This is a genomic window from Klebsiella sp. w6 (genome assembly GCF_033100215.1).
Classification (GTDB): domain Bacteria; phylum Pseudomonadota; class Gammaproteobacteria; order Enterobacterales; family Enterobacteriaceae; genus Klebsiella; species Klebsiella variicola.
On sequence record NZ_CP136907.1, the window covers coordinates 5,240,800 to 5,260,705 of the forward strand.

The 19,906-nt window shown below is 56.7% G+C and carries 21 protein-coding genes and 1 riboswitch; of the genes, 15 read left to right on the plus strand and 6 right to left on the minus strand.

Features of this window, described 5'->3' with window-relative positions; translation table 11 throughout:
* The first annotated feature begins 76 nt into the window (after positions 1-76).
* Positions 77-1,621, plus strand: a complete 1,545-nt coding sequence (gene malF / locus R0140_RS25510) for a maltose ABC transporter permease MalF (protein WP_008807314.1) — start codon at positions 77-79, stop codon at positions 1,619-1,621.
* A gap of 14 nt (positions 1,622-1,635) precedes the next feature.
* Positions 1,636-2,526, plus strand: a complete 891-nt coding sequence (gene malG, locus R0140_RS25515) for a maltose ABC transporter permease MalG (protein ID WP_002884725.1) — start codon at positions 1,636-1,638, stop codon at positions 2,524-2,526.
* A gap of 192 nt (positions 2,527-2,718) precedes the next feature.
* On the opposite strand, the gene psiE is transcribed toward malG, so the two are convergent.
* The gene (psiE, locus tag R0140_RS25520; protein ID WP_046882476.1) at positions 2,719-3,129 is read right to left on the minus strand and encodes a phosphate-starvation-inducible protein PsiE; all 411 of its coding nucleotides are present in this window, start codon (positions 3,127-3,129) and stop codon (positions 2,719-2,721) included.
* Positions 3,130-3,273: 144 nt separating this feature from the next.
* On the opposite strand from psiE, the gene R0140_RS25525 reads away from it, so the two are divergent.
* On the plus strand, positions 3,274-3,783 hold the full coding sequence (locus R0140_RS25525) for a GNAT family N-acetyltransferase (RefSeq protein WP_008807315.1): 510 nt from the start codon (positions 3,274-3,276) through the stop codon (positions 3,781-3,783).
* An 8-nt stretch (positions 3,784-3,791) separates the two neighbouring features.
* The gene (locus R0140_RS25530; RefSeq protein ID WP_032701144.1) at positions 3,792-4,247 is read left to right on the plus strand and encodes an acyltransferase; all 456 of its coding nucleotides are present in this window, start codon (positions 3,792-3,794) and stop codon (positions 4,245-4,247) included.
* Between the two features lie 47 nt (positions 4,248-4,294).
* On the opposite strand, the gene pgi is transcribed toward R0140_RS25530, so the two are convergent.
* Complete coding sequence (gene pgi / locus R0140_RS25535) at positions 4,295-5,944, minus strand: glucose-6-phosphate isomerase (protein WP_080923773.1); 1,650 nt, start codon at positions 5,942-5,944, stop codon at positions 4,295-4,297.
* Between the two features lie 349 nt (positions 5,945-6,293).
* Positions 6,294-6,529, plus strand: a riboswitch (Lysine riboswitch).
* Between the two features lie 179 nt (positions 6,530-6,708).
* On the opposite strand from pgi, the gene lysC reads away from it, so the two are divergent.
* Positions 6,709-8,058, plus strand: a complete 1,350-nt coding sequence (lysC, locus tag R0140_RS25540; protein WP_008807318.1) for a lysine-sensitive aspartokinase 3 — start codon at positions 6,709-6,711, stop codon at positions 8,056-8,058.
* A 139-nt stretch (positions 8,059-8,197) separates the two neighbouring features.
* A complete protein-coding gene (gene panS, locus R0140_RS25545) occupies positions 8,198-9,127 on the plus strand; it encodes a ketopantoate/pantoate/pantothenate transporter PanS (protein ID WP_002884627.1) in 930 nt (309 codons plus the stop codon).
* Positions 9,128-9,163: 36 nt separating this feature from the next.
* Here panS and R0140_RS25550 read toward each other — a convergent pair whose 3' ends face one another.
* Together R0140_RS25550 and R0140_RS25555 are read right to left on the minus strand one after the other, a co-directional pair.
* On the minus strand, positions 9,164-9,502 hold the full coding sequence (locus tag R0140_RS25550) for a helix-turn-helix domain-containing protein (RefSeq protein WP_008807319.1): 339 nt from the start codon (positions 9,500-9,502) through the stop codon (positions 9,164-9,166).
* The gene (locus R0140_RS25555; protein WP_008807320.1) at positions 9,499-9,855 is read right to left on the minus strand and encodes a type II toxin-antitoxin system RelE/ParE family toxin; all 357 of its coding nucleotides are present in this window, start codon (positions 9,853-9,855) and stop codon (positions 9,499-9,501) included. The genes R0140_RS25550 and R0140_RS25555 overlap by 4 nt, the downstream gene beginning before the upstream one ends.
* A 199-nt stretch (positions 9,856-10,054) precedes the next feature.
* On the opposite strand from R0140_RS25555, the gene R0140_RS25560 reads away from it, so the two are divergent.
* The gene (locus tag R0140_RS25560) at positions 10,055-10,327 is read left to right on the plus strand and encodes a YjbD family protein (RefSeq protein WP_004177859.1); all 273 of its coding nucleotides are present in this window, start codon (positions 10,055-10,057) and stop codon (positions 10,325-10,327) included.
* Here the strand turns inward: R0140_RS25560 and rluF are convergent.
* Positions 10,324-11,199, minus strand: coding sequence for a 23S rRNA pseudouridine(2604) synthase RluF (rluF, locus tag R0140_RS25565; RefSeq protein WP_008807321.1), 876 nt, complete (start codon positions 11,197-11,199; stop codon positions 10,324-10,326). The genes R0140_RS25560 and rluF overlap by 4 nt on opposite strands.
* Before the next feature lie 349 nt (positions 11,200-11,548).
* Between rluF and R0140_RS25570 the strand changes: the two genes are divergently transcribed.
* The 8 genes from R0140_RS25570 to R0140_RS25605 all read left to right on the plus strand — a co-directional run bounded on the left by R0140_RS25570 (position 11,549) and on the right by R0140_RS25605 (position 18,090).
* Entirely contained in the window at positions 11,549-12,496 is a 948-nt protein-coding gene (locus tag R0140_RS25570; protein WP_002884616.1) for a sugar-binding transcriptional regulator, read from the plus strand.
* Between the two features lie 70 nt (positions 12,497-12,566).
* The gene (locus R0140_RS25575; protein ID WP_002884614.1) at positions 12,567-13,370 is read left to right on the plus strand and encodes an SDR family oxidoreductase; all 804 of its coding nucleotides are present in this window, start codon (positions 12,567-12,569) and stop codon (positions 13,368-13,370) included.
* A gap of 9 nt (positions 13,371-13,379) precedes the next feature.
* Complete coding sequence (locus R0140_RS25580) at positions 13,380-13,787, plus strand: PTS sugar transporter subunit IIA (protein ID WP_002884611.1); 408 nt, start codon at positions 13,380-13,382, stop codon at positions 13,785-13,787.
* Entirely contained in the window at positions 13,787-14,281 is a 495-nt protein-coding gene (locus tag R0140_RS25585; RefSeq protein WP_004151751.1) for a mannose/fructose/sorbose PTS transporter subunit IIB, read from the plus strand. The genes R0140_RS25580 and R0140_RS25585 overlap by 1 nt, the downstream gene beginning before the upstream one ends.
* 65 nt (positions 14,282-14,346) lie before the next feature.
* On the plus strand, positions 14,347-15,147 hold the full coding sequence (locus R0140_RS25590) for a PTS mannose/fructose/sorbose transporter subunit IIC (RefSeq protein ID WP_002884608.1): 801 nt from the start codon (positions 14,347-14,349) through the stop codon (positions 15,145-15,147).
* Between the two features lie 11 nt (positions 15,148-15,158).
* Positions 15,159-15,983 (plus strand): PTS system mannose/fructose/sorbose family transporter subunit IID, encoded by an 825-nt coding sequence (locus tag R0140_RS25595; RefSeq protein ID WP_002884590.1) that lies wholly within the window; start codon positions 15,159-15,161, stop codon positions 15,981-15,983.
* Positions 15,984-16,055: 72 nt separating this feature from the next.
* On the plus strand, positions 16,056-17,288 hold the full coding sequence (gene sorE, locus R0140_RS25600; RefSeq protein ID WP_008807323.1) for an L-sorbose 1-phosphate reductase: 1,233 nt from the start codon (positions 16,056-16,058) through the stop codon (positions 17,286-17,288).
* Positions 17,281-18,090: a shikimate 5-dehydrogenase gene (locus tag R0140_RS25605; protein ID WP_022065226.1), complete on the plus strand. Its 810-nt coding sequence runs from the start codon at positions 17,281-17,283 to the stop codon at positions 18,088-18,090. Before sorE ends, R0140_RS25605 begins: the two co-directional genes overlap by 8 nt.
* An 87-nt stretch (positions 18,091-18,177) precedes the next feature.
* Here the strand turns inward: R0140_RS25605 and R0140_RS25610 are convergent, their stop codons facing one another.
* On the minus strand, positions 18,178-19,809 hold the full coding sequence (locus R0140_RS25610; RefSeq protein ID WP_008807325.1) for a Na/Pi cotransporter family protein: 1,632 nt from the start codon (positions 19,807-19,809) through the stop codon (positions 18,178-18,180).
* Positions 19,810-19,906: the final 97 nt, after the last annotated feature.

A 19,906-nucleotide genomic window follows, 5' to 3' on the forward strand; every position in this document is an offset into this window, starting at 1 on the left:
ACGGCTCGGACCGTAGGTCAGGTAAGCGAAGCGCCGCCTGACAAATAAGTTTTCACCGCTGTAGAGGATGATCCCCATGGATGCCGTTAAAAAGAAACACTGGTGGCAAAGTCCGCAACTCACATGGTCTGTGATTGGCTTACTGTGCCTGCTGGTGGGTTACCTTGTTGTTTTGATGTACGCCCAGGGGGAGTACCTGTTCGCCATCATGACGCTGATTTTAAGCTCAGTTGGCCTGTATATTTTCGCTAATCGCAAGGCTTATGCCTGGCGCTATGTCTATCCCGGCCTCGCCGGCATGGGTCTGTTCGTCCTGTTTCCGCTGATCTGTACCATTGCCATCGCCTTCACTAACTACAGCAGCACCAACCAGCTGACCTTTGAACGTGCGCAGCAGGTGCTGATGGATCGCTCTTTCCAGGCTGGCAAAGCCTATAACTTCACGCTGATCCCGGCGGGGGACGAGTGGAAACTGGCCCTGACCGACGGCGAGAGCGGTAAAAACTACCTTTCCGACGCTTTTAAATTCGGCGGTGAGCAGAAGCTGGCGTTAAAAGAAACAGATGCCCTGCCGGAAGGCGAGCGCGTAAGCCTGCGCGTCATTACCCAGAATCGCACCGCGCTGAACCAACTGACCGCGGTGCTGCCGGATGACAGCAAAGTGATCATGAGCTCGCTGCGTCAGTTCTCTGGCACTCAACCGCTGTATACGCTTAGCGAAGATGGGGTGCTGACCAACAATCAGACCCACGTTAAATACCGCCCGAACAATGACGTAGGCTTCTACCAGGCGATTAACGCCGACGGCAGCTGGGGCACTGAAAAGCTGAGCCCGGGCTACACCGTGACGATCGGCTGGGATAACTTCACCCGCGTCTTCCAGGACGAAGGTATCCAGAAACCGTTCTTCGCTATTTTCGTCTGGACCGTGGTGTTCTCGGTGCTGACGGTGATTTTGACCGTGGCCGTGGGAATGGTGCTGGCTTGTCTGGTGCAGTGGGAAGCGCTGAAAGGCAAAGCAATTTACCGCGTCCTGTTGATTCTGCCGTATGCCGTACCGTCGTTTATTTCGATTCTGATTTTCAAAGGGCTGTTCAACCAGAGCTTTGGTGAAATCAATATGATGCTCAGCGCGCTGTTCGGCATTAAGCCGGCCTGGTTTAGCGACCCGACCACCGCGCGTACCATGATCATCATCGTCAATACCTGGCTGGGCTATCCGTACATGATGATCCTGTGCATGGGGTTGCTGAAGGCGATTCCGGACGATCTGTACGAAGCGTCGGCGATGGATGGCGCCGGTCCGTTCCAGAACTTCTTTAAAATTACGCTGCCGCTGCTGATCAAACCGCTGACACCGCTGATGATCGCCAGCTTCGCCTTTAACTTTAACAACTTCGTGCTGATTCAGCTGTTGACCAACGGTGGTCCGGACCGTCTCGGCACCACCACCCCGGCCGGTTATACCGACCTGCTGGTGAGCTACACCTATCGCATCGCCTTTGAAGGCGGCGGCGGTCAGGACTTCGGCCTGGCGGCGGCTATCGCAACGCTTATCTTCCTGCTGGTTGGCGCGTTAGCGATTGTGAATCTGAAAGCCACGCGCATGAAGTTTGATTAAGGGAGATAACGATAATGGCTATGGTCCAACCCAAATCTCAAAAGCTGCGTCTCTTTACCACGCATCTCCTGCTACTGATTTTTATCGCGGCGATTATGTTTCCGCTGCTGATGGTTATCGCCATCTCGCTGCGCGAGGGTAACTTCGCCACCGGCAGCCTGATCCCGGATACCATCTCCTGGGAACACTGGCGTCTGGCGTTAGGCTTCAGCGTCGAACACGCCGATGGCCGCGTCACGCCGCCGCCGTTCCCGGTGCTGCTGTGGCTGTGGAACTCGATTAAGGTCGCCGGCATTACCGCGATCGGTATCGTCGCCCTCTCCACCACCTGCGCCTACGCTTTTGCCCGTATGCGCTTCCCGGGGAAAGCGACGCTGCTGAAAGGGATGCTGATTTTCCAGATGTTCCCGGCGGTGCTGTCGCTGGTGGCTCTGTATGCGTTGTTTGATCGCCTGGGCCAGTACATCCCGTTCGTCGGCCTCAACACCCACGGCGGCGTGATCTTCGCTTATATGGGCGGTATCGCGCTGCACGTCTGGACGATTAAAGGCTACTTCGAAACCATCGATGGTTCGCTGGAAGAAGCGGCGGCGCTGGATGGCGCGACCCCATGGCAGGCTTTCCGCCTCGTGCTGCTGCCGCTGTCGGTGCCGATTCTGGCGGTGGTGTTTATTCTGTCGTTCATCGCGGCCATCACCGAAGTGCCCGTCGCCTCGCTGCTGCTGCGCGATGTGAACAGCTATACCCTGGCGGTAGGTATGCAACAGTATCTCAACCCGCAGAACTATCTGTGGGGCGACTTCGCCGCTGCGGCGGTGCTCTCCGCCATCCCGATCACGGTCGTCTTCCTGCTGGCGCAGCGCTGGCTGGTTAACGGCCTGACGGCGGGTGGGGTGAAAGGTTAAGTTTTTTTGTAACACCGGCCCCAAATTTCAGATGAGGGCCGACGGTCTAGCCGCAATACACGACCCCAACCGGGTATTGTCGCCGTCGCCCTCAGCTGAAAAAGTAAGGCCAATGCCACTGCTATCCTCAACTGGACCCTACATAAATTTTATTTGTGACTGTTGGTCAGCGGCCCTGGAGGCCGCTTTTTTTTATTCGCGTTTCAGGCGATTGGAGTTACACAGCCAGAGCGTAATCACCAGGATCAGGATCGCAGCAGAGTAAATCAGCACCGACATCGGCGACTCATGGTCGATGATAATCAGGCGCACAATCGCGGTGATACCGATATAGACGAAATAGCGCAGCGGGAAGTGGAACCCCGACTGAAAATACTTGACGATCAGCGCGATAAACTCGAAGTAGAGGAAGTAGACCACCAGACCTTCCACCAGCCGGTACTTACTGGTCGGCTCCGGGGTAAAGAGGACATCGGCCAGATGCAGCGTCTCTTTCCCGAGGAAGACGATCAAAATAATCCCCAGGCACAGCAGCCCAAGATTCAAAACCGTTTGCATCGCGGTGGCGATAAAATTCACCAGCGGACGATAAACCGACGACATAAATACCCCTCATCATTATGCTTCTTTGAGACCTGTATAACGCAAAAATGTGATCCAGATCGACATTATTCGCTAACTTTTTGCCACCACCGGCGAAGATGTAACAATCACAGCCCAGACGGACGGGTTAAAAAGGAAACAACCATGCTGAAGATTCGTACCGCACGCGCAGAGGATGCGGCTTTACTCAATGAAATGGGCAATGCCAGCTATCGCCATCACTTTGCTCACCTCTGGCATAACGCCGACGAGCTGGCGTGCTACCTGCAACAAGAGTATTCCCTGGCCTCGCTGCAACGCAGCCTGACCGATTCCCAGTGCTGTTGGTTGATTGCTGAAGCCCCCCACCCTGTCGGCTTTGCGAAATACGCCTGTCGTCAGGCGATAAGTCCTGAAGGTCCGTCCGGTACGCTGTTGCATAAGCTCTACCTGCTGCCTGACACAACGGGCCGACGCTACGGCGAGCAGATATTTCGCGCCGTCGAGGCGAGAGCAAAAGCGGCCGGTGAACGCTGGCTGTGGCTGGAAGTGCTCGCCGATAACCCCGCTGCGCGCCGCTTTTACGAACGTCAGGGGATGCAGCACGTGAAAGATGTCGCATTTCATTCCGCCAGCCAGCAAAGCACCTTACATATTCTGGCCAAACCGATCTGAGAGGCACTATGCATACCCTTCGGGAAACGGCGATCCGCAACGTCACCAGCGGTGAGAACGTGGTGATCTACCAGCCCGCCAACCTGTACGACTGTGTCCTTGGCGATAACGTCTTCGTCGGGCCGTTCGTTGAGATCCAGGGCAATACCCGCATTGGCGCGAACAGTAAAATTCAGTCCCATACTTTTATCTGCGAGTACGTCACCATTGGCCAGCGCTGCTTTATCGGTCACGGCGTGATGTTTGCCAACGACCTGTTTCGCGACGGCAAACCGAATGCCGACCGCGCCAGCTGGGGGCGAATTGAGATTGGCGATGACGTGTCGATCGGCAGCGGCGCCACGATTCTGGCCGTCAGCATCTGCGATGGGGTGGTGATAGGCGCGGGCAGCGTGGTGACGAAGTCCATTACCGAGAAAGGGGTGTGGGCGGGGAATCCGGCGAGGCTGCTGCGGCGGCTGTAAAAAAAATGCCGACCTAAGGGTCGGCATTGCGTCTTAGCTGCGCAAGATTATGCGCGCCAGGCTTTATAACGGTTAATCAGGCCGTTAGTCGAGCTGTCGTGGCTGCTAACTTCGCTGCCGTCTTTCAGCTCCGGCAGGATGCGGTTAGCCAGCTGTTTGCCCAGTTCAACGCCCCACTGGTCGAAGGTGAAGATGTTGAGGATCGCCCCCTGGGTGAAGATCTTGTGTTCATACAGGGCAATCAACGCCCCCAGGCTGAACGGGGTGATTTCACGCAGCAGGATGGAGTTCGTCGGACGGTTGCCTTCAAACACTTTGAACGGCACCACGTGCTCCAGGGTCGCCGGATCTTTACCCTGATCGCGGTATTCCTGCTCGACCACTTCACGGGATTTACCGAAAGCCAGGGCCTCGGTCTGAGCGAAGAAGTTGGACAGCAGCTTCGGATGATGGTCGGACAGCGGGTTGTGGGTGATAGCTGGGGCGATGAAATCGCACGGTACCATTTTGGTGCCCTGGTGGATCAGCTGGTAGAACGCGTGCTGACCGTTGGTGCCCGGCTCACCCCAGATAATCGGGCCAGTCTGGTAGTCTACCGCGTGGCCGTTACGGTCAACATACTTACCGTTGGACTCCATGTTGCCCTGCTGGAAGTAGGCGGCAAAACGGTGCATATACTGGTCGTACGGCAGAATCGCTTCGGTTTCTGCTCCGAAGAAGTTGTTGTACCAGATACCGATCAGCGCCAGCAGCACCGGCAGGTTTTTCTCCGCCGGGGTGGTGGAGAAGTGTTTATCCATCGCATGCGCGCCGGACAGCAGCTCAACGAAGTTGTCGAAGCCCACGGAGAGAATGATGGACAGGCCAATCGCCGACCACAGGGAGTAGCGGCCGCCAACCCAGTCCCAGAATTCGAACATGTTGGCGGTGTCGATGCCGAACTCGCCAACTGCTTTCGCGTTGGTAGAGAGCGCGGCGAAGTGTTTAGCCACGTGCTTGTCGTCGCCCGCGGTCGCCAGGAACCAGTCGCGCGCGCTGTGGGCGTTGGTCATGGTCTCCTGGGTGGTGAAGGTCTTGGACGCCACCAGGAACAGGGTCGTTTCCGGATCCACGTTCTTCAGCACTTCGGCGATGTGGGTGCCATCGACGTTGGAGACAAAGTGCATGTTGAGGTGGTTTTTGTACGGACGCAGCGCTTCGGTGACCATGAACGGACCGAGGTCGGAACCGCCGATACCAATGTTGACCACGTCGGTGATCGATTTGCCGGTATAGCCTTTCCAGCTACCGGAGATAATCGCTTCTGAGAAGGTTTTCATCTTCTCCAGCACAGCGTTCACTTCCGGCATCACATCTTTGCCATCAACCACAATCGGCGTATTGCTGCGGTTGCGCAGCGCGACGTGCAGTACCGCACGGTCTTCGGTACGGTTGATCTTTTCGCCGGAGAACATCGATTTAATGGCGCCTGCCAGATCGGTCTCTTTCGCCAGATCCTGCAGTTTAGCCAGCGTCTCTTCGGTGATGCGGTTTTTGGAGAAGTCCACCAGCATCAGATCGTCGAACGTCGCGGAAAACTTAGAAAAACGGTCGCTATCTTTGGCGAACAGCTCGCTGATAGTGACATCTTTCATTTCGTCGAAGTGTTTCTGTAATGCCTGCCAGGCAGAGGTCTGCGTTGGGTTGATGTTTTTCATTAGCAATACTCTTCTGATTTGAGATTGTGACTTCGGTCGATTGTAGCGCCGGTGACGGAAAATTGTGATGATTTTTGTGACTTGTCCCTGACGCCGGTCAGGAATCGGGTCAAAACGGAGTAAAAAGCCCCATTAGTATAGCTATCATAAGGCTTTTTTCTGTTAGCCGCAGGGGCATGAAAAATCCGCATAACCGCAGCGTTGACATAGCTGGTGTTAAGCCTTTATATATCCGCAGTGCTTACGTATTGGTAGGTATCTATTGCTCGCGCATTTCACGCTACAGCGAAAGGGTATTCGCGGGGGATATAATGTCCCTGTTCCCCCGGCCAGGTGAAAGACGTCGGTAATTGCCAGAAGAGGTGCGTTGCCCAGGTAACCGTATTGGAGGAACCAGTCCGGGGAAAATACGTGAGGGGGAGCAACGCCGAGGTGAAAGAGCGTCTGGTCACGCTCCTCACCGGCCACAGGGGCTGAATCCCCTGGGTTGTCACCAGAAACGTTCGCAGTCGGGCGTTTCATACCCGAACACCTCAGCGCCCAGAGCGGTGAGTCGGGTCTACAAGGTGGAGCACTTCTGGGTGACATCGTAGTTGTTTATCACTCTGCGCCACCCTGTTTATCGCTCTTCCCTTGTGCCATGGCTGAATAATTTGGCCTGGCTTATTAAGACATTTTGTTGCGATCCGGCGGCGTCCAGCCCCTGCCACGATCGGTGTTCAGGAATCGTTTTAATAAGTCAGGCCCCCTGACACGAGGTTGTTATGACAGATCTAGTCGTCGCCAAATTTGGCGGCACCAGCGTTGCCGATTTTGACGCTATGAACCGCAGCATCGATGTGGCGCTGCTCGATGCCAATACCCGTATTGTTGTGCTCTCCGCCTCTGCCGGCGTGACCAACATTCTGGTGGCCTTAGCGGGAGGGCTGGAACCCACCGAACGTTTTTCCCAGCTGGATGCTCTGCGCCAGATCCAGTTCAATATTCTGGAGCGTTTGCGCTATCCCAACGTGATCCGCGAAGAGATTGAGCGCCTGCTGGAAAATATCACGACGCTGGCGGAAGCCGCCGCGCTCGCCTCCTCGACCGCCCTGACCGACGAACTGGTCAGCCATGGCGAACTGATGTCCACCCTGCTGTTTGTGGAAATTCTGCGTGAACGCGGTATTCAGGCGCAGTGGTTTGACGCCCGTAAAGTGCTGCGCACTAACGATCGCTTTGGCCGCGCCGAACCGGACATCGCCGCCGTCGCCGAACTGACCCAGCAGCAGCTGGCGCCGCGCCTGGCGGAAGGCCTGGTGGTGACGCAGGGCTTTATCGGCAGCGAAGCGAAAGGCCGCACCACCACCCTCGGCCGCGGCGGCAGCGATTATACCGCCGCTCTGCTCGGCGAAGCGCTGAATGCCACCCGCGTCGATATCTGGACCGATGTGCCCGGGATCTATACGACCGATCCGCGCGTGGCGCCGGCGGCGAAACGCATCGACGTCATCGCCTTTGAAGAGGCAGCGGAAATGGCCACCTTTGGCGCCAAAGTGCTGCACCCGGCGACCCTGCTGCCTGCCGTGCGCAGCGATATTCCGGTGTTTGTCGGCTCGAGTAAAGAGCCTAAAGCGGGCGGTACGCTGGTGTGTAAAACCACCGAGAACCCGCCGCTATTCCGCGCGCTGGCGCTGCGTCGCCGCCAGACGCTGCTGACGCTGCACAGCCTGAATATGCTGCACTCCCGCGGCTTCCTCGCCGAGGTATTCGGCATTCTGGCGCGCCATAATATCTCCGTCGATTTGATCACCACCTCCGAAGTGAGCGTGGCCCTGACCATGGACACCACCGGCTCGACCTCTGCGGGCGATACCCTGCTGACCCAGGCGCTGCTGACCGAGCTCTCCTCGCTGTGTCGCGTGGAAGTGGAGGAAGACCTGGCGCTGGTGGCCCTGATTGGCAATGAGCTGTCGAAAGCCTGCGGCGTCGGCAAAGAGGTCTTTGGCGTCCTCGAGCCGTTTAATATCCGCATGATTTGCTATGGCGCCTCCAGCCATAACCTCTGCTTCCTGGTGCCTGGCGCCGATGCGGAGAAGGTGGTGCAGAAGCTGCATCATAATTTGTTTGAATAAAATTTCTTAGCACGATAAACAATACCTATAGCCGGGCTCGAACCCGGCTTTTTTATAACAACATCAACACAACCAGCGGACCTGCTCGCCGCCCCATCGGGATGGCGCGGCCCGGTTCGCGTATCGCAAGGAACACAACATGCTCGCAACTCTGACGCGGCTGTTCCCATTATGGGCACTGCTGCTCTCCGTTCTGGCCTATTACACTCCCACCACCTTCACCCCAATTGGCCCATGGGTCACCACCCTGCTGATGCTGATCATGTTCGGTATGGGTGTGCATCTGAAGCTGGAGGATTTCAAACGCGTCCTGTCGCGCCCGGCGCCGGTCGCTGCAGGGATCTTTCTCCATTATCTGGTGATGCCGCTCGCCGCCTGGCTGCTGGCGCTGCTGTTTCATATGCCGCCGGAGCTTTCCGCCGGGATGGTGCTGGTCGGCAGCGTCGCCAGCGGGACTGCCTCCAACGTGATGATCTTTCTTGCCAAAGGGGATGTGGCGCTGTCGGTGACCATCTCCTCGGTCTCCACCCTCGTCGGCGTCGTGGCGACACCGCTGCTCACCCGTCTGTACGTCGACGCGCATATTCAGGTCGACGTCATGGGCATGTTGCTCAGCATTCTGCAGATTGTGGTCATCCCCATCGCGCTGGGACTGATTGTCCATCATCTGCTGCCGAAGGTGGTGAAAGCGGTAGAGCCGTTCCTGCCCGCCTTCTCGATGGTATGCATACTGGCGATCATCAGCGCGGTGGTGGCGGGTTCCGCCGCCCATATCGCCTCCGTCGGCCTGGTGGTGATTATCGCGGTGATCCTGCATAACACCATTGGCCTGCTTGGCGGCTACTGGGGCGGACGTCTGTTTGGTTTTGATGAATCCACCTGCCGTACGCTGGCGATCGAGGTGGGGATGCAGAACTCTGGCCTGGCGGCCGCGCTGGGTAAAATTTACTTCGGCCCGCTGGCGGCGCTGCCAGGCGCGCTGTTCTCCGTCTGGCATAACCTGTCCGGTTCGCTGCTGGCCGGGTACTGGTCAGGAAAGCCTATCGCCAAAAAAGCCGACAAGCGCTGAGCGTGATACGTCCGGGCGCAGGCCCGGGCGTGTGCGTTATCCAATCTGCAAACGTACTGGTTTACCTAACTTCATTAACATCATGACTAACGCATCCAGGGTAAACTTACTGGTTTTCTGATTGACCACATCTGAAATACGCGGGCGCGAAATGCTCAACTTCGCGGCAGCATCGGCCTGCTTCAATTGATGTTCATCTATCCACTCAGCGATTTCCTGCATTAACTGTCGTTTAAGCGCCATCAACTGCTCAACTTCTTTTTCCGCTTGTCCCCGAAGCTGCTCTGCGTCAGCATCATCAAAGCCCAGTTCACTGAATATATTGCTCTCTTCAGAGGTCACATGACGAATACCATCCACCCTCTTACGATTCATTTATGACTCCTGTGTTCCTGCTGTATTACCTGCAAACGGTTTCTGACAATCTGTTTTTCGTGTTCGGCGGTACGCCGCGTCTTTTTGTTAAAACAGTGCAGGACATATATCGCCTCTGCAAAACGGGCCAGATAAATTACCCGATATGCACCGGAAAAGTGGCGCAGGCGGATTTCTTCAACGCCCCGCCCCAGTTGAGGCATCGCTTTCCAGTCCGCAGCCTCTAAACCCGACTGTAAACGATAAAGCTGGAATCCGGCATCTCTGCGGACGTCCTCAGGAAACTGGCGCAGATCGTCAAAGGAAGAGCCCATCCAGACGATACGCCTTAATCTCTGTTGCTGATTGAGCATATCACATCCTTGTATAAAATTTTATACATCACCCACCCAAAATTTGTCGTCATTGGACGGTAGACGTGCCATTACCCTAAGCCAGACCCGCTCACTGGTCACGAACGAGGGAAATATTCTGCGAGGCGCTTTCCGGATGCGTTCTATTTTGCGCTGATTGCCGTACACTGGGTGCTCTGGTCTGACTGAGGGCACCACCATGGCACTCCCCCGTATTACACAAAAAGAGATGACCGAGCGCGAACAGCGCGAATTGAAAACGCTGCTTGACCGCGCGCGCATTGCGCATGGCCGCCCGCTGAGCAATGCGGAAACGAACAGCGTGAAAAAGGAATATATCGATAAGCTGATGGCGCAGCGTGAAGCGGAAGCGAAGAAAGCCCGCCAGGTGAAAAAACAGCAGGCTTATAAAACGGATAAGGAAGCGACCTTTTCCTGGTCGGCGAATACGCCGACCCGCGGCAGGCGTTAACGCCCTTTCTTTTTACGTCCCGGCTGGGTGAAACGTTTCCCGTTAGCAGCCGGGCGGCCCTTATCGTTGCTATTTTCCATCTTCACCACCGGGCGCTTGATGCCGGGAGTCGCCGCTTTGGCCTTCGGCCTGGCTTTCGGCTTCGCTTCGGAAGAGGAGTTTTCAATCAGCTTGAACAGGTCGATCAACTCGTCATCGGTTAGATCACGCCATTCCCCCAAGGGGATCCCCGTCAGGCTCACGTTCATAATCCGCGTACGCTCAAGCTTCGTCACTTCATAGCCAAAGTGCTCGCACATACGACGGATCTGGCGATTCAGCCCCTGCACCAGAGTGATGCGGAAAACGAACGGCGCCTCTTTCTTCACTTTACATTTTTTCGTCACCGTCCCGAGAATCGGCACCCCCGCGCCCATCCCGCGAATGAACTCATCGGTCACTGGCTTATCGACCGTCACCAGATACTCTTTTTCATGGTCGTTGCCGGCACGCAGGATCTTGTTCACCAGATCACCGTGGTTGGTGAGGAAGATCAGCCCCTGAGAATCTTTATCCAGACGGCCAATAGGGAAGATACGCTTGCTGTGGTTGACGAAGTCGACAATATTGTCGCGTTCGCCATCTTCGGTGGTGCTCACAATACCGACCGGCTTATTCAGCGCAATCAGCACCAGATCATCCGCTTCACGCGGCTCAATCAACCGTCCGTTCACTTTGACCAGGTCACCAGGCTTCACCTGATCGCCAATGGTGGCGCGCTTGCCATTAATAAAGACGTTGCCTTGTTCAATAAAGCGGTCCGCTTCGCGACGCGAGCAGATGCCGCTTTCGCTGATGTATTTATTTAATCGGGTTGATGAGTCGGGCAGCATAGATTCTCCTGTAAAAGCGAAATATACCCTACCTTGTGGGCGAGAAAAAAGATGTGCCTTTGCGCCCTCCGGCGCAAGGTGTGATCGACTACGCCTTTTTTCACAAAAGTGTCCCGCTCAACGCCTGGCAACTTTGCATGATGAAATATCACAGAATCAGCGATTTAGCGTGCAATGCACAAAGGTGCCAACAACCCGCTATTGATAACGCAAATGTGCAAGATTATTCGCCAGATTAGGGTGATGAAATAAAAGAAAATCGCTTTAAACGGTGGCTCTAATAGGGTTATATCAGATCAACAGCACAAACCCGCGATTTGCACAAATGTGCAGGAGCCTGCAGATGACCATGGAAAACAGCGATGATATCCGGTTGATTGTCAAAATCGCCCAGCTCTATTACGAGCAGGATATGACTCAGGCGCAAATCGCTCGCGAGCTGGGGATCTATCGCACCACCATCAGTCGCCTGCTGAAGCGCGGCCGCGAGCAGGGCATTGTTACCATCGCCATCAACTATGACTACAATGAAAACCTGTGGCTCGAGCAACAGCTCAAGCAAAAATTTGGCCTGAAAGAGGCGGTGGTTGCCAGCAGCGATGGGCTGCTGGAAGAAGAACAGCTGAGTGCGATGGGCCAGCATGGCGCCCTGCTTGTCGATCGGTTGCTGGAGCCAGGCGATATCATCGGTTTTTCATGGGGCCGCGCCGTGCGTTCGCTGGTGGAGAACCTGCCGCAGGCCAGCCAGTCACGCCAGGTGATCTGCGTCCCCATCATCGGTGGACCTTCCGGTAAACTGGAGAGCCGCTACCATGTGAACACCTTAACCTACGGCGCGGCAGCCAGACTGAAAGCGGAATCCCACCTTGCCGATTTTCCAGCCCTGCTGGATAACCCGCTGATCCGCAACGGCATCATGCAGTCCCAGCACTTTAAAACCATCTCATCCTACTGGGACAGCCTGGATGTGGCGCTGGTGGGTATTGGTTCACCGGCCATTCGCGACGGCGCAAACTGGCACGCCTTCTACGGCAGCGAAGAGAGCGACGATCTCAACGCCCGCCACGTCGCCGGGGATATCTGTTCGCGTTTCTACGATATTAACGGCGGGTTAGTCGATACCAATATGAGCGAAAAAACCCTGTCGATCGAAATGGCGAAGCTGCGCCAGGCTCGCTATTCCATCGGCATCGCCATGGGGGAAGAGAAATACTCTGGCATTCTTGGCGCATTGCACGGACGCTATATTAATTGTCTGGTGACAAACAGAGAAACGGCTGAGTTATTACTGAAATAACACACAGGATATGATTTCACGCAGCACCCGCTGCGGGGGATCCCTTTATCTAAAGAAATGGGAGTGAATAATGAATACCTGGTTAAATTTAAAAGATAACGTCATTATCGTGACCGGCGGCGCCTCGGGAATTGGGCTGGCCATTGTCGATGAATTATTATCACAAGGTGCTCATGTCCAGATGATTGATATTCATGGCGGCGATCGTCATCACAATGGCGATAATTATCACTTCTGGCCGACGGATATTTCCAGCGCGACAGAGGTGCAACAGACTATCGATGCCATTATTCAGCGCTGGTCGCGTATTGATGGTTTGGTCAATAACGCTGGCGTGAATTTCCCGCGTTTATTAGTCGACGAAAAAGCACCGGCCGGCCGCTATGAATTAAACGAAGCCGCTTTTGAAAAAATGGTCAATATCAACCAGAAAGGGGTGTTTTTCATGTCGCAGGCGGTGGCGCGTCAAATGGTCAAACAGCGCGCCGGTGTGATTGTCAATGTCTCTTCGGAGAGCGGCCTGGAAGGCTCTGAAGGTCAAAGCTGCTACGCCGCGACCAAGGCCGCGCTCAACAGCTTTACCCGCTCCTGGTCCAAAGAATTGGGTAAATATGGGATCCGCGTGGTCGGCGTTGCGCCGGGGATCCTCGAAAAAACCGGTCTGCGGACACCGGAATATGAAGAGGCGCTGGCCTGGACGCGCAATATCACCGTCGAGCAACTTCGCGAGGGATATACCAAAAACGCCATTCCCATCGGGCGGGCAGGAAAGCTCTCGGAAGTGGCTGATTTTGTTTGCTATCTCTTGTCAGCGCGCGCCAGCTACATCACCGGAGTCACCACTAACATTGCCGGCGGAAAAACGCGCGGTTAAGGAGGCAGTATGGTTCACGCTATCTTCTGCGCCCACGGCCAGCTGGCCGGGGCCATGCTTGATTCGGTATGCATGGTCTACGGCGAGGTTAACGTCAGCGCCGTCGCGTTTGTCCCCGGCGAAAACGCGGCGGATATCGCCATTAACCTGGAAAAGTTAGTAAGCGCCCACACCGATGAGGAGTGGGTAATCGCGGTAGATTTGCAGTGCGGAAGCCCATGGAATGCCGCAGCTGGGCTGGCAATGCGTCACCCGCAGATCCGGGTGATTAGCGGCCTGTCGCTGCCGCTGGCGCTCGAGCTGGTGGATAACCAGCATACCCTGAGCGCCGATGACTTATGCCAGCATCTGCAGGCCATCGCCAGTCAGTGCTGTGTGGTCTGGCAGCAGCCAGAAACCGTTGAGGAGGAGTTCTGATGCAAATTACCCTCGCCCGTATTGATGACCGACTGATTCATGGCCAGGTCACCACCGTGTGGTCAAAAGTCGCCAACGCCCAGCGGATAATTATCTGCAATGACGATGTATTTAACGATGAGGTTCGCCGGACCCTGTTGCGCCAGGCGGCTCCGCCAGGCATGAAGGTAAACGTTGTCAGTCTGGAAAAAGCGGTTGCGGTCTATCATAACCCGCAATATCAGGACGAGACCGTCTTTTATTTATTTACCAATCCACACGATGTTTTAACGATGGTGCGCCAGGGCGTGCAGATCGCCACGTTAAATATTGGTGGCATGGCCTGGCGACCCGGTAAAAAACAGCTAACCAAAGCCGTTTCTTTGGATCCGCAGGATATTCAGGCATTCCGTGAACTCGATAAACTGGGCGTAAAACTCGATTTACGCGTGGTCGCATCAGATCCGTCAGTCAATATTCTCGACAAAATTAACGAAACAGCTTTCTGCGAATAAAAAATAGCGCCTGTTGTGATATGCCGTAGCAGGCAGGATGACTCACACCTTAAAGGTCATAAATTATGGAAATTAGTACCCTACAGATAATAGCCATATTTATTTTTTCCTGTATTGCCGGAATGGGCAGCGTGCTGGATGAATTTCAGACCCATCGGCCCCTTATCGCCTGTACCGTGATTGGCCTCATCCTGGGTGATTTAAAAACCGGGGTTATGCTCGGCGGTACGCTGGAGCTGATCGCCCTCGGCTGGATGAACGTGGGGGCAGCGCAGTCACCAGATTCGGCGCTGGCCAGCATTATCTCCGCCATTCTGGTAATTGTGGGCCACCAGAGCATTGCCACCGGCATTGCCATTGCTCTGCCGGTGGCCGCCGCCGGGCAGGTGCTGACCGTTTTCGCCCGAACCATTACCGTGGTGTTCCAGCACGCCGCGGACAAAGCGGCCGAGGAGGCGCGCTTTCGCACCATCGACCTGCTGCATGTCTCCGCGCTGGGGGTGCAGGCACTGCGCGTGGCAATCCCGGCGCTGGTGGTCTCGCTGTTCGTTAGCGCGGATATGGTCAGCAGTATGCTCAGCGCGATCCCGGAATTCGTCACCCGCGGCCTGCAGATTGCCGGTGGTTTCATTGTCGTCGTGGGCTACGCGATGGTGCTGCGAATGATGGGCGTGAAGTACCTGATGCCCTTCTTTTTCCTCGGTTTTCTCGCCGGGGGTTATCTCGACTTCAGCCTGCTGGCCTTCGGCGGCGTGGGCGTCATCATCGCGCTGATCTACATCCAGCTCAATCCGCAGTGGCGTAAGGCTGAACCCGCCGCCTCCACCGCCCCCTCTGCACCCGCCCTTGACCAGCTTGACGACTAACGGAGCCGAAAATGGAACAGAAAAAAATCACGCAAGGCGACCTGGTGAGCATGTTTCTTCGCTCCAACCTCCAGCAGGCCTCCTTTAACTTCGAACGTATTCATGGCCTGGGATTTTGCTACGACATGATCCCGGCGATCAAACGCCTGTATCCGCTCAAAGCCGATCAGGTCGCGGCGCTGAAGCGTCATCTGGTGTTCTTTAATACCACGCCGGCGGTGTGTGGCCCGGTGATCGGCGTCACCGCCGCCATGGAGGAGGCCCGGGCTAACGGCGCGGCCATTGACGATGGCGCTATCAACGGCATCAAAGTGGGTCTGATGGGCCCGCTGGCCGGCGTCGGCGACCCGCTGGTCTGGGGCACGCTGCGGCCAATTACCGCGGCCCTTGGCGCCTCGCTGGCCCTCTCCGGCAACATTCTGGGACCTTTGTTATTTTTCTTTATTTTCAATGCGGTGCGGCTGGCAATGAAGTGGTACGGCCTGCAACTGGGCTTCCGTAAAGGGGTCAATATCGTCAGCGATATGGGCGGCAATCTGCTGCAGAAGCTGACCGAAGGCGCCTCCATTCTCGGCCTGTTTGTCATGGGGGTGCTGGTGACCAAATGGACCACCATCAATGTGCCGCTGGTGGTGTCCCAAACGCCCGGTGCAGACGGCGCCACCGTCACGATGACCGTCCAGAACATCCTCGATCAGCTCTGCCCCGGCCTGCTGGCGCTGGGCCTGACGCTACTGATGGTGCGTCTGCTGAACAAGAAAGTGAATCCGGTCTGGCTGATTTTCGCCCTTTTCGGCTTAGGCATTATCGGCAACGCCCTCGGCTTTCTGTCCTGATTATTCCGCCCCGGCGATGCCGGGGTGACGTCAACAACATAGCCCCGAAAGATGAAGGGGATGAGGTGGTTTATGCAAACAACAACGGCCCTGCGCCTGTATGGCAAACGTGACCTGCGCCTGGAAACCTTTACCCTCCCGGCGATGCAGGACGATGAGATCCTCGCCCGGGTGGTCACTGACAGCCTGTGCCTTTCTTCATGGAAAGAGGCCAATCAGGGTGCCGATCATAAAAAGGTGCCAGATGATGTGGCCACCAGGCCTATTATTATCGGTCATGAATTCTGCGGCGAAATCCTTGCCGTCGGTAAAAAGTGGCAGCATAAGTTTCAGCCAGGGCAGCGCTACGTGATCCAGGCCAACCTGCAGTTGCCCGACCGACCCGACTGCCCCGGCTACTCATTCCCATGGATCGGTGGCGAAGCCACCCATGTGGTGATCCCCAATGAGGTGATGGCGCAGGATTGCCTGCTCACCTGGGAGGGGGATACCTGGTTTGAAGGATCGCTGGTGGAGCCGCTCTCCTGCGTCATTGGCGCTTTCAACGCCAATTATCATCTGCAGGAGGGGAGTTACAACCACGTGATGGGGATCCGTCCTCAGGGACGCACTCTGATCCTGGGCGGGACGGGGCCGATGGGGCTGCTGGCTATCGACTATGCGCTGCACGGCCCCATCAATCCTTCACTACTGGTAGTGACCGATACCAATAAGCCGAAGCTCAGCTACGCCCGCCGTCATTACCCCTCTGAGCCGCAGACGCTGATCCACTACCTCGACGGCCATGAGGCCAGTCGCGATACGCTGCTGGCGCTCAGCGGCGGCCATGGCTTCGACGATATCTTCGTGTTTGTGCCAAACGAACAGCTGATCACCCTGGCCTCCTCGTTGCTGGCTCCGGACGGCTGCCTGAATTTCTTTGCTGGCCCCCAGGATAAGCAATTCAGCGCCCCGATCAACTTCTACGACGTGCACTACGCCTTTACCCACTACGTCGGCACCTCCGGCGGCAATACTGACGATATGCGCGCCGCGGTGGCGCTGATGCAGGCGAAAAAGGTCCAGACGGCGAAAGTGGTCACCCATATTCTCGGCCTGAACGCCGCGGGCGAAACCACCCTCGATCTGCCTGCCGTCGGCGGGGGAAAAAAGCTGGTGTATACCGGAAAAGCCTTCCCGCTCACGCCGCTGGGCGAGATCGCCGATCCCGAACTGGCAGCGATTGTGGCGCGTCACCATGGGATCTGGTCCCAGGAGGCTGAAGCGTATCTGCTGGCCCACGCGGAGGATATTACGCATGATTAACCGCGATACGCTGTTGTGCATCTCTCTGGCGGGTCGCCCCGGCAACTTCGGCACCCGCTTTCATAACTATCTGTATGACAAGCTGGGGTTGAACTACCTCTACAAAGCCTTTACGACAACGGATATTGAGGCGGCGGTAAAAGGGGTTCGCGCATTGGGTATCCGCGGCTGTGCGGTCTCCATGCCGTTTAAAGAGAGCTGCATACCGTTTCTTGACGCGGTCGACCCGTCAGCAAAAGTCATCGACTCCGTCAACACCATCGTCAATGACGACGGGAAGTTAACCGGGCTGAACACCGATTACATCGCGGTCAAAAGCCTGATCGCCAGCCATCGGCTCGATACCAACGCCAGAGTGATGATTCAGGGTAGCGGCGGCATGGGGAAAGCCGTCATTGCCGCCTTCCGTGATGCCGGTTTCCGCGACGTGATCATTGCGGCCCGCAATCGCCAGCGCGGCCTGGCGCTGGCAAAACAGTATGGCTTTCAGTGGCAGCCCCTGCCCGAAGGGATCGCAGCCGAGATTCTGGTCAATGTCACACCGCTGGGCATGGCGGGGGGAGCGGAAAGCAACACGCTGGCGTTCAGCGAGGCCATGGTGGCCCAGGCCAGCGTCGTGTTTGACGTGGTCGCGTTGCCGGCGGAAACTCCGCTGATCCGCCTGGCGCAACAACGGGGTAAGCAAACCATCAGCGGTGCGGAAGTTATTGCCCTGCAAGCCGTCGAGCAGTTTGCCCTTTATACCGGCGTACGGCCGGATAGCGCGCTGGTGGCAGAGGCCTCGGCGTTTGCCAGAAGCTAGGATGTCCCTCCCGGGAAGGCGTCAGCCACGTCCCGGGAGGGCTACCTCGCCAGAAAAGAAGCGACATAAACGGAAAAATAATCCGTCTCAGTAGTCATCTCGTTCGTCGTCTTCATCCGGCTGCTCCATCACGCTGTAGGCCACCGAGCAGAACAGGCTGTTCAGACGCTTCATATCCCCCAGCAGCGCCAGGTGCAACGTACTGGTTTCGATACTCTGCACGTTCTGCTGATGCAGACGGTCAACGTGCGCATGCGAGTAACGGCGGTTAAGAATGCGGAACCGGTGTTTGCTGCGCCGCAGACGGCGGGCGCTGGGTACATCGCTGGAGAAGAAGACCGACATCGCCAGCTGCAGATTGCTGAGCAGCAGATCGTACAGCGCATCCAGCTCCTTTAACCCTTCCACCGAGAAGGCGCGCCGCGCCGCCAGCGATTTATCGGCGATCTCGCTGCCCATCCGCTCGACGATATCGGACGCCTGCTCGAGGTTTAGCGACATCTCAATGATTTCCGCCCAGCGCCGGGACTCCTCCTCCGCCAGCTCATCCTTTGGCATTCGCGCCAGATAGAGCTTAATGGCGGTGTAGAGCACGTTGATATCGTCCGCCATACGACGTAGCTCTTTCTCCTGACGCGGTTCGCCATGCATCACTTTATGCAGGCTCCCCAGCATCTGCTCCATCGCATCTCCAATGCGCAGCGTCTCGCGCGCGGCATTGGCCAGCGCCAGCGCTGGCGTATCCAGCGCCGACGGGTCAAGATGCTTGGGTTTCAGCTGGTTATCCAGCTCGGGCTCATCGCGGATCATACGCTGGCACAGCTTCGCCATCGGTCCGGCAAAGGGCACCATCGCGATGCAGCGCAGCAGGTTATAAAAGACGTGGAAGTAGATAACCAGCTCAGACTCCGCCAACGGCAGCTTGTGCATCGCCGCGGCCAGCGGATGGACGAATGGCAGAATAATCAGGCTCCCCACCAGCTTAAACAGCAGGCTACCCAGCGCCACGCGGCGCGCCGCCGCGTTTGCCGCGCTGTTGTTGAGCATCGCCAACAGCCCGGAGCCCAGGTTGGCGCCAATTACCAGGCACAGCGCCACCGGGAAGGAGATTGCTCCCGCCGCGGTCAGCGTCGCCGTCAGCAGCACCGCCGCCAGGCTGGAGTAGCTGATGATCGCGAATACGGCGCCAATTAAGGCATCCAGCATGATATCGCCGGTCAGCGAGGCGAAAATCACCTGCACGCCGTTGGCCTGGGTGATGGGGTTCACGGCCTGCACAATCAGCTCCAGGGCCAGCAGGATCAGCCCCAGACCAATCCCCACTCGCCCCAGCTGCCCGGCGCGGGTTTGCTTGCGGCCAAGGAAGAAGATCACCCCGATAAAAATGAGTAGCGGCGATAGCCACGACAGGTCGAAGGTCAGCACCCTCGCCATCAGCGCCGTCCCGACGTCGGCCCCCAGCACCATTACCAGCGCTGGCGTCAGGCCCACCAGATCCTGGGCGACAAACGAGGTCACCAGCATGGTGGTGGCATTGCTGCTTTGCACCAGCGCAGTGACGCCAAGACCCGCGCAGAAGGCGAGCGGCTTTTTCTCTACGCTGCTACTGAGAACGGTACGCAGGCGAGCGCCATAGACGCGCATCACCCCGGTACGCACAATATGCGTGCCCCACACCAGCAGAGCAACCGCGGACAACAGGTGTAGCAGAGTTAACACGGAATCAGCTTCTCCTTATCATTATAGGTTTTCCGAAGATCAGGAACCTCTCTCAGTATAAGGGGTTAACCTCAATAAAGAGACAAGGCGCTCACAG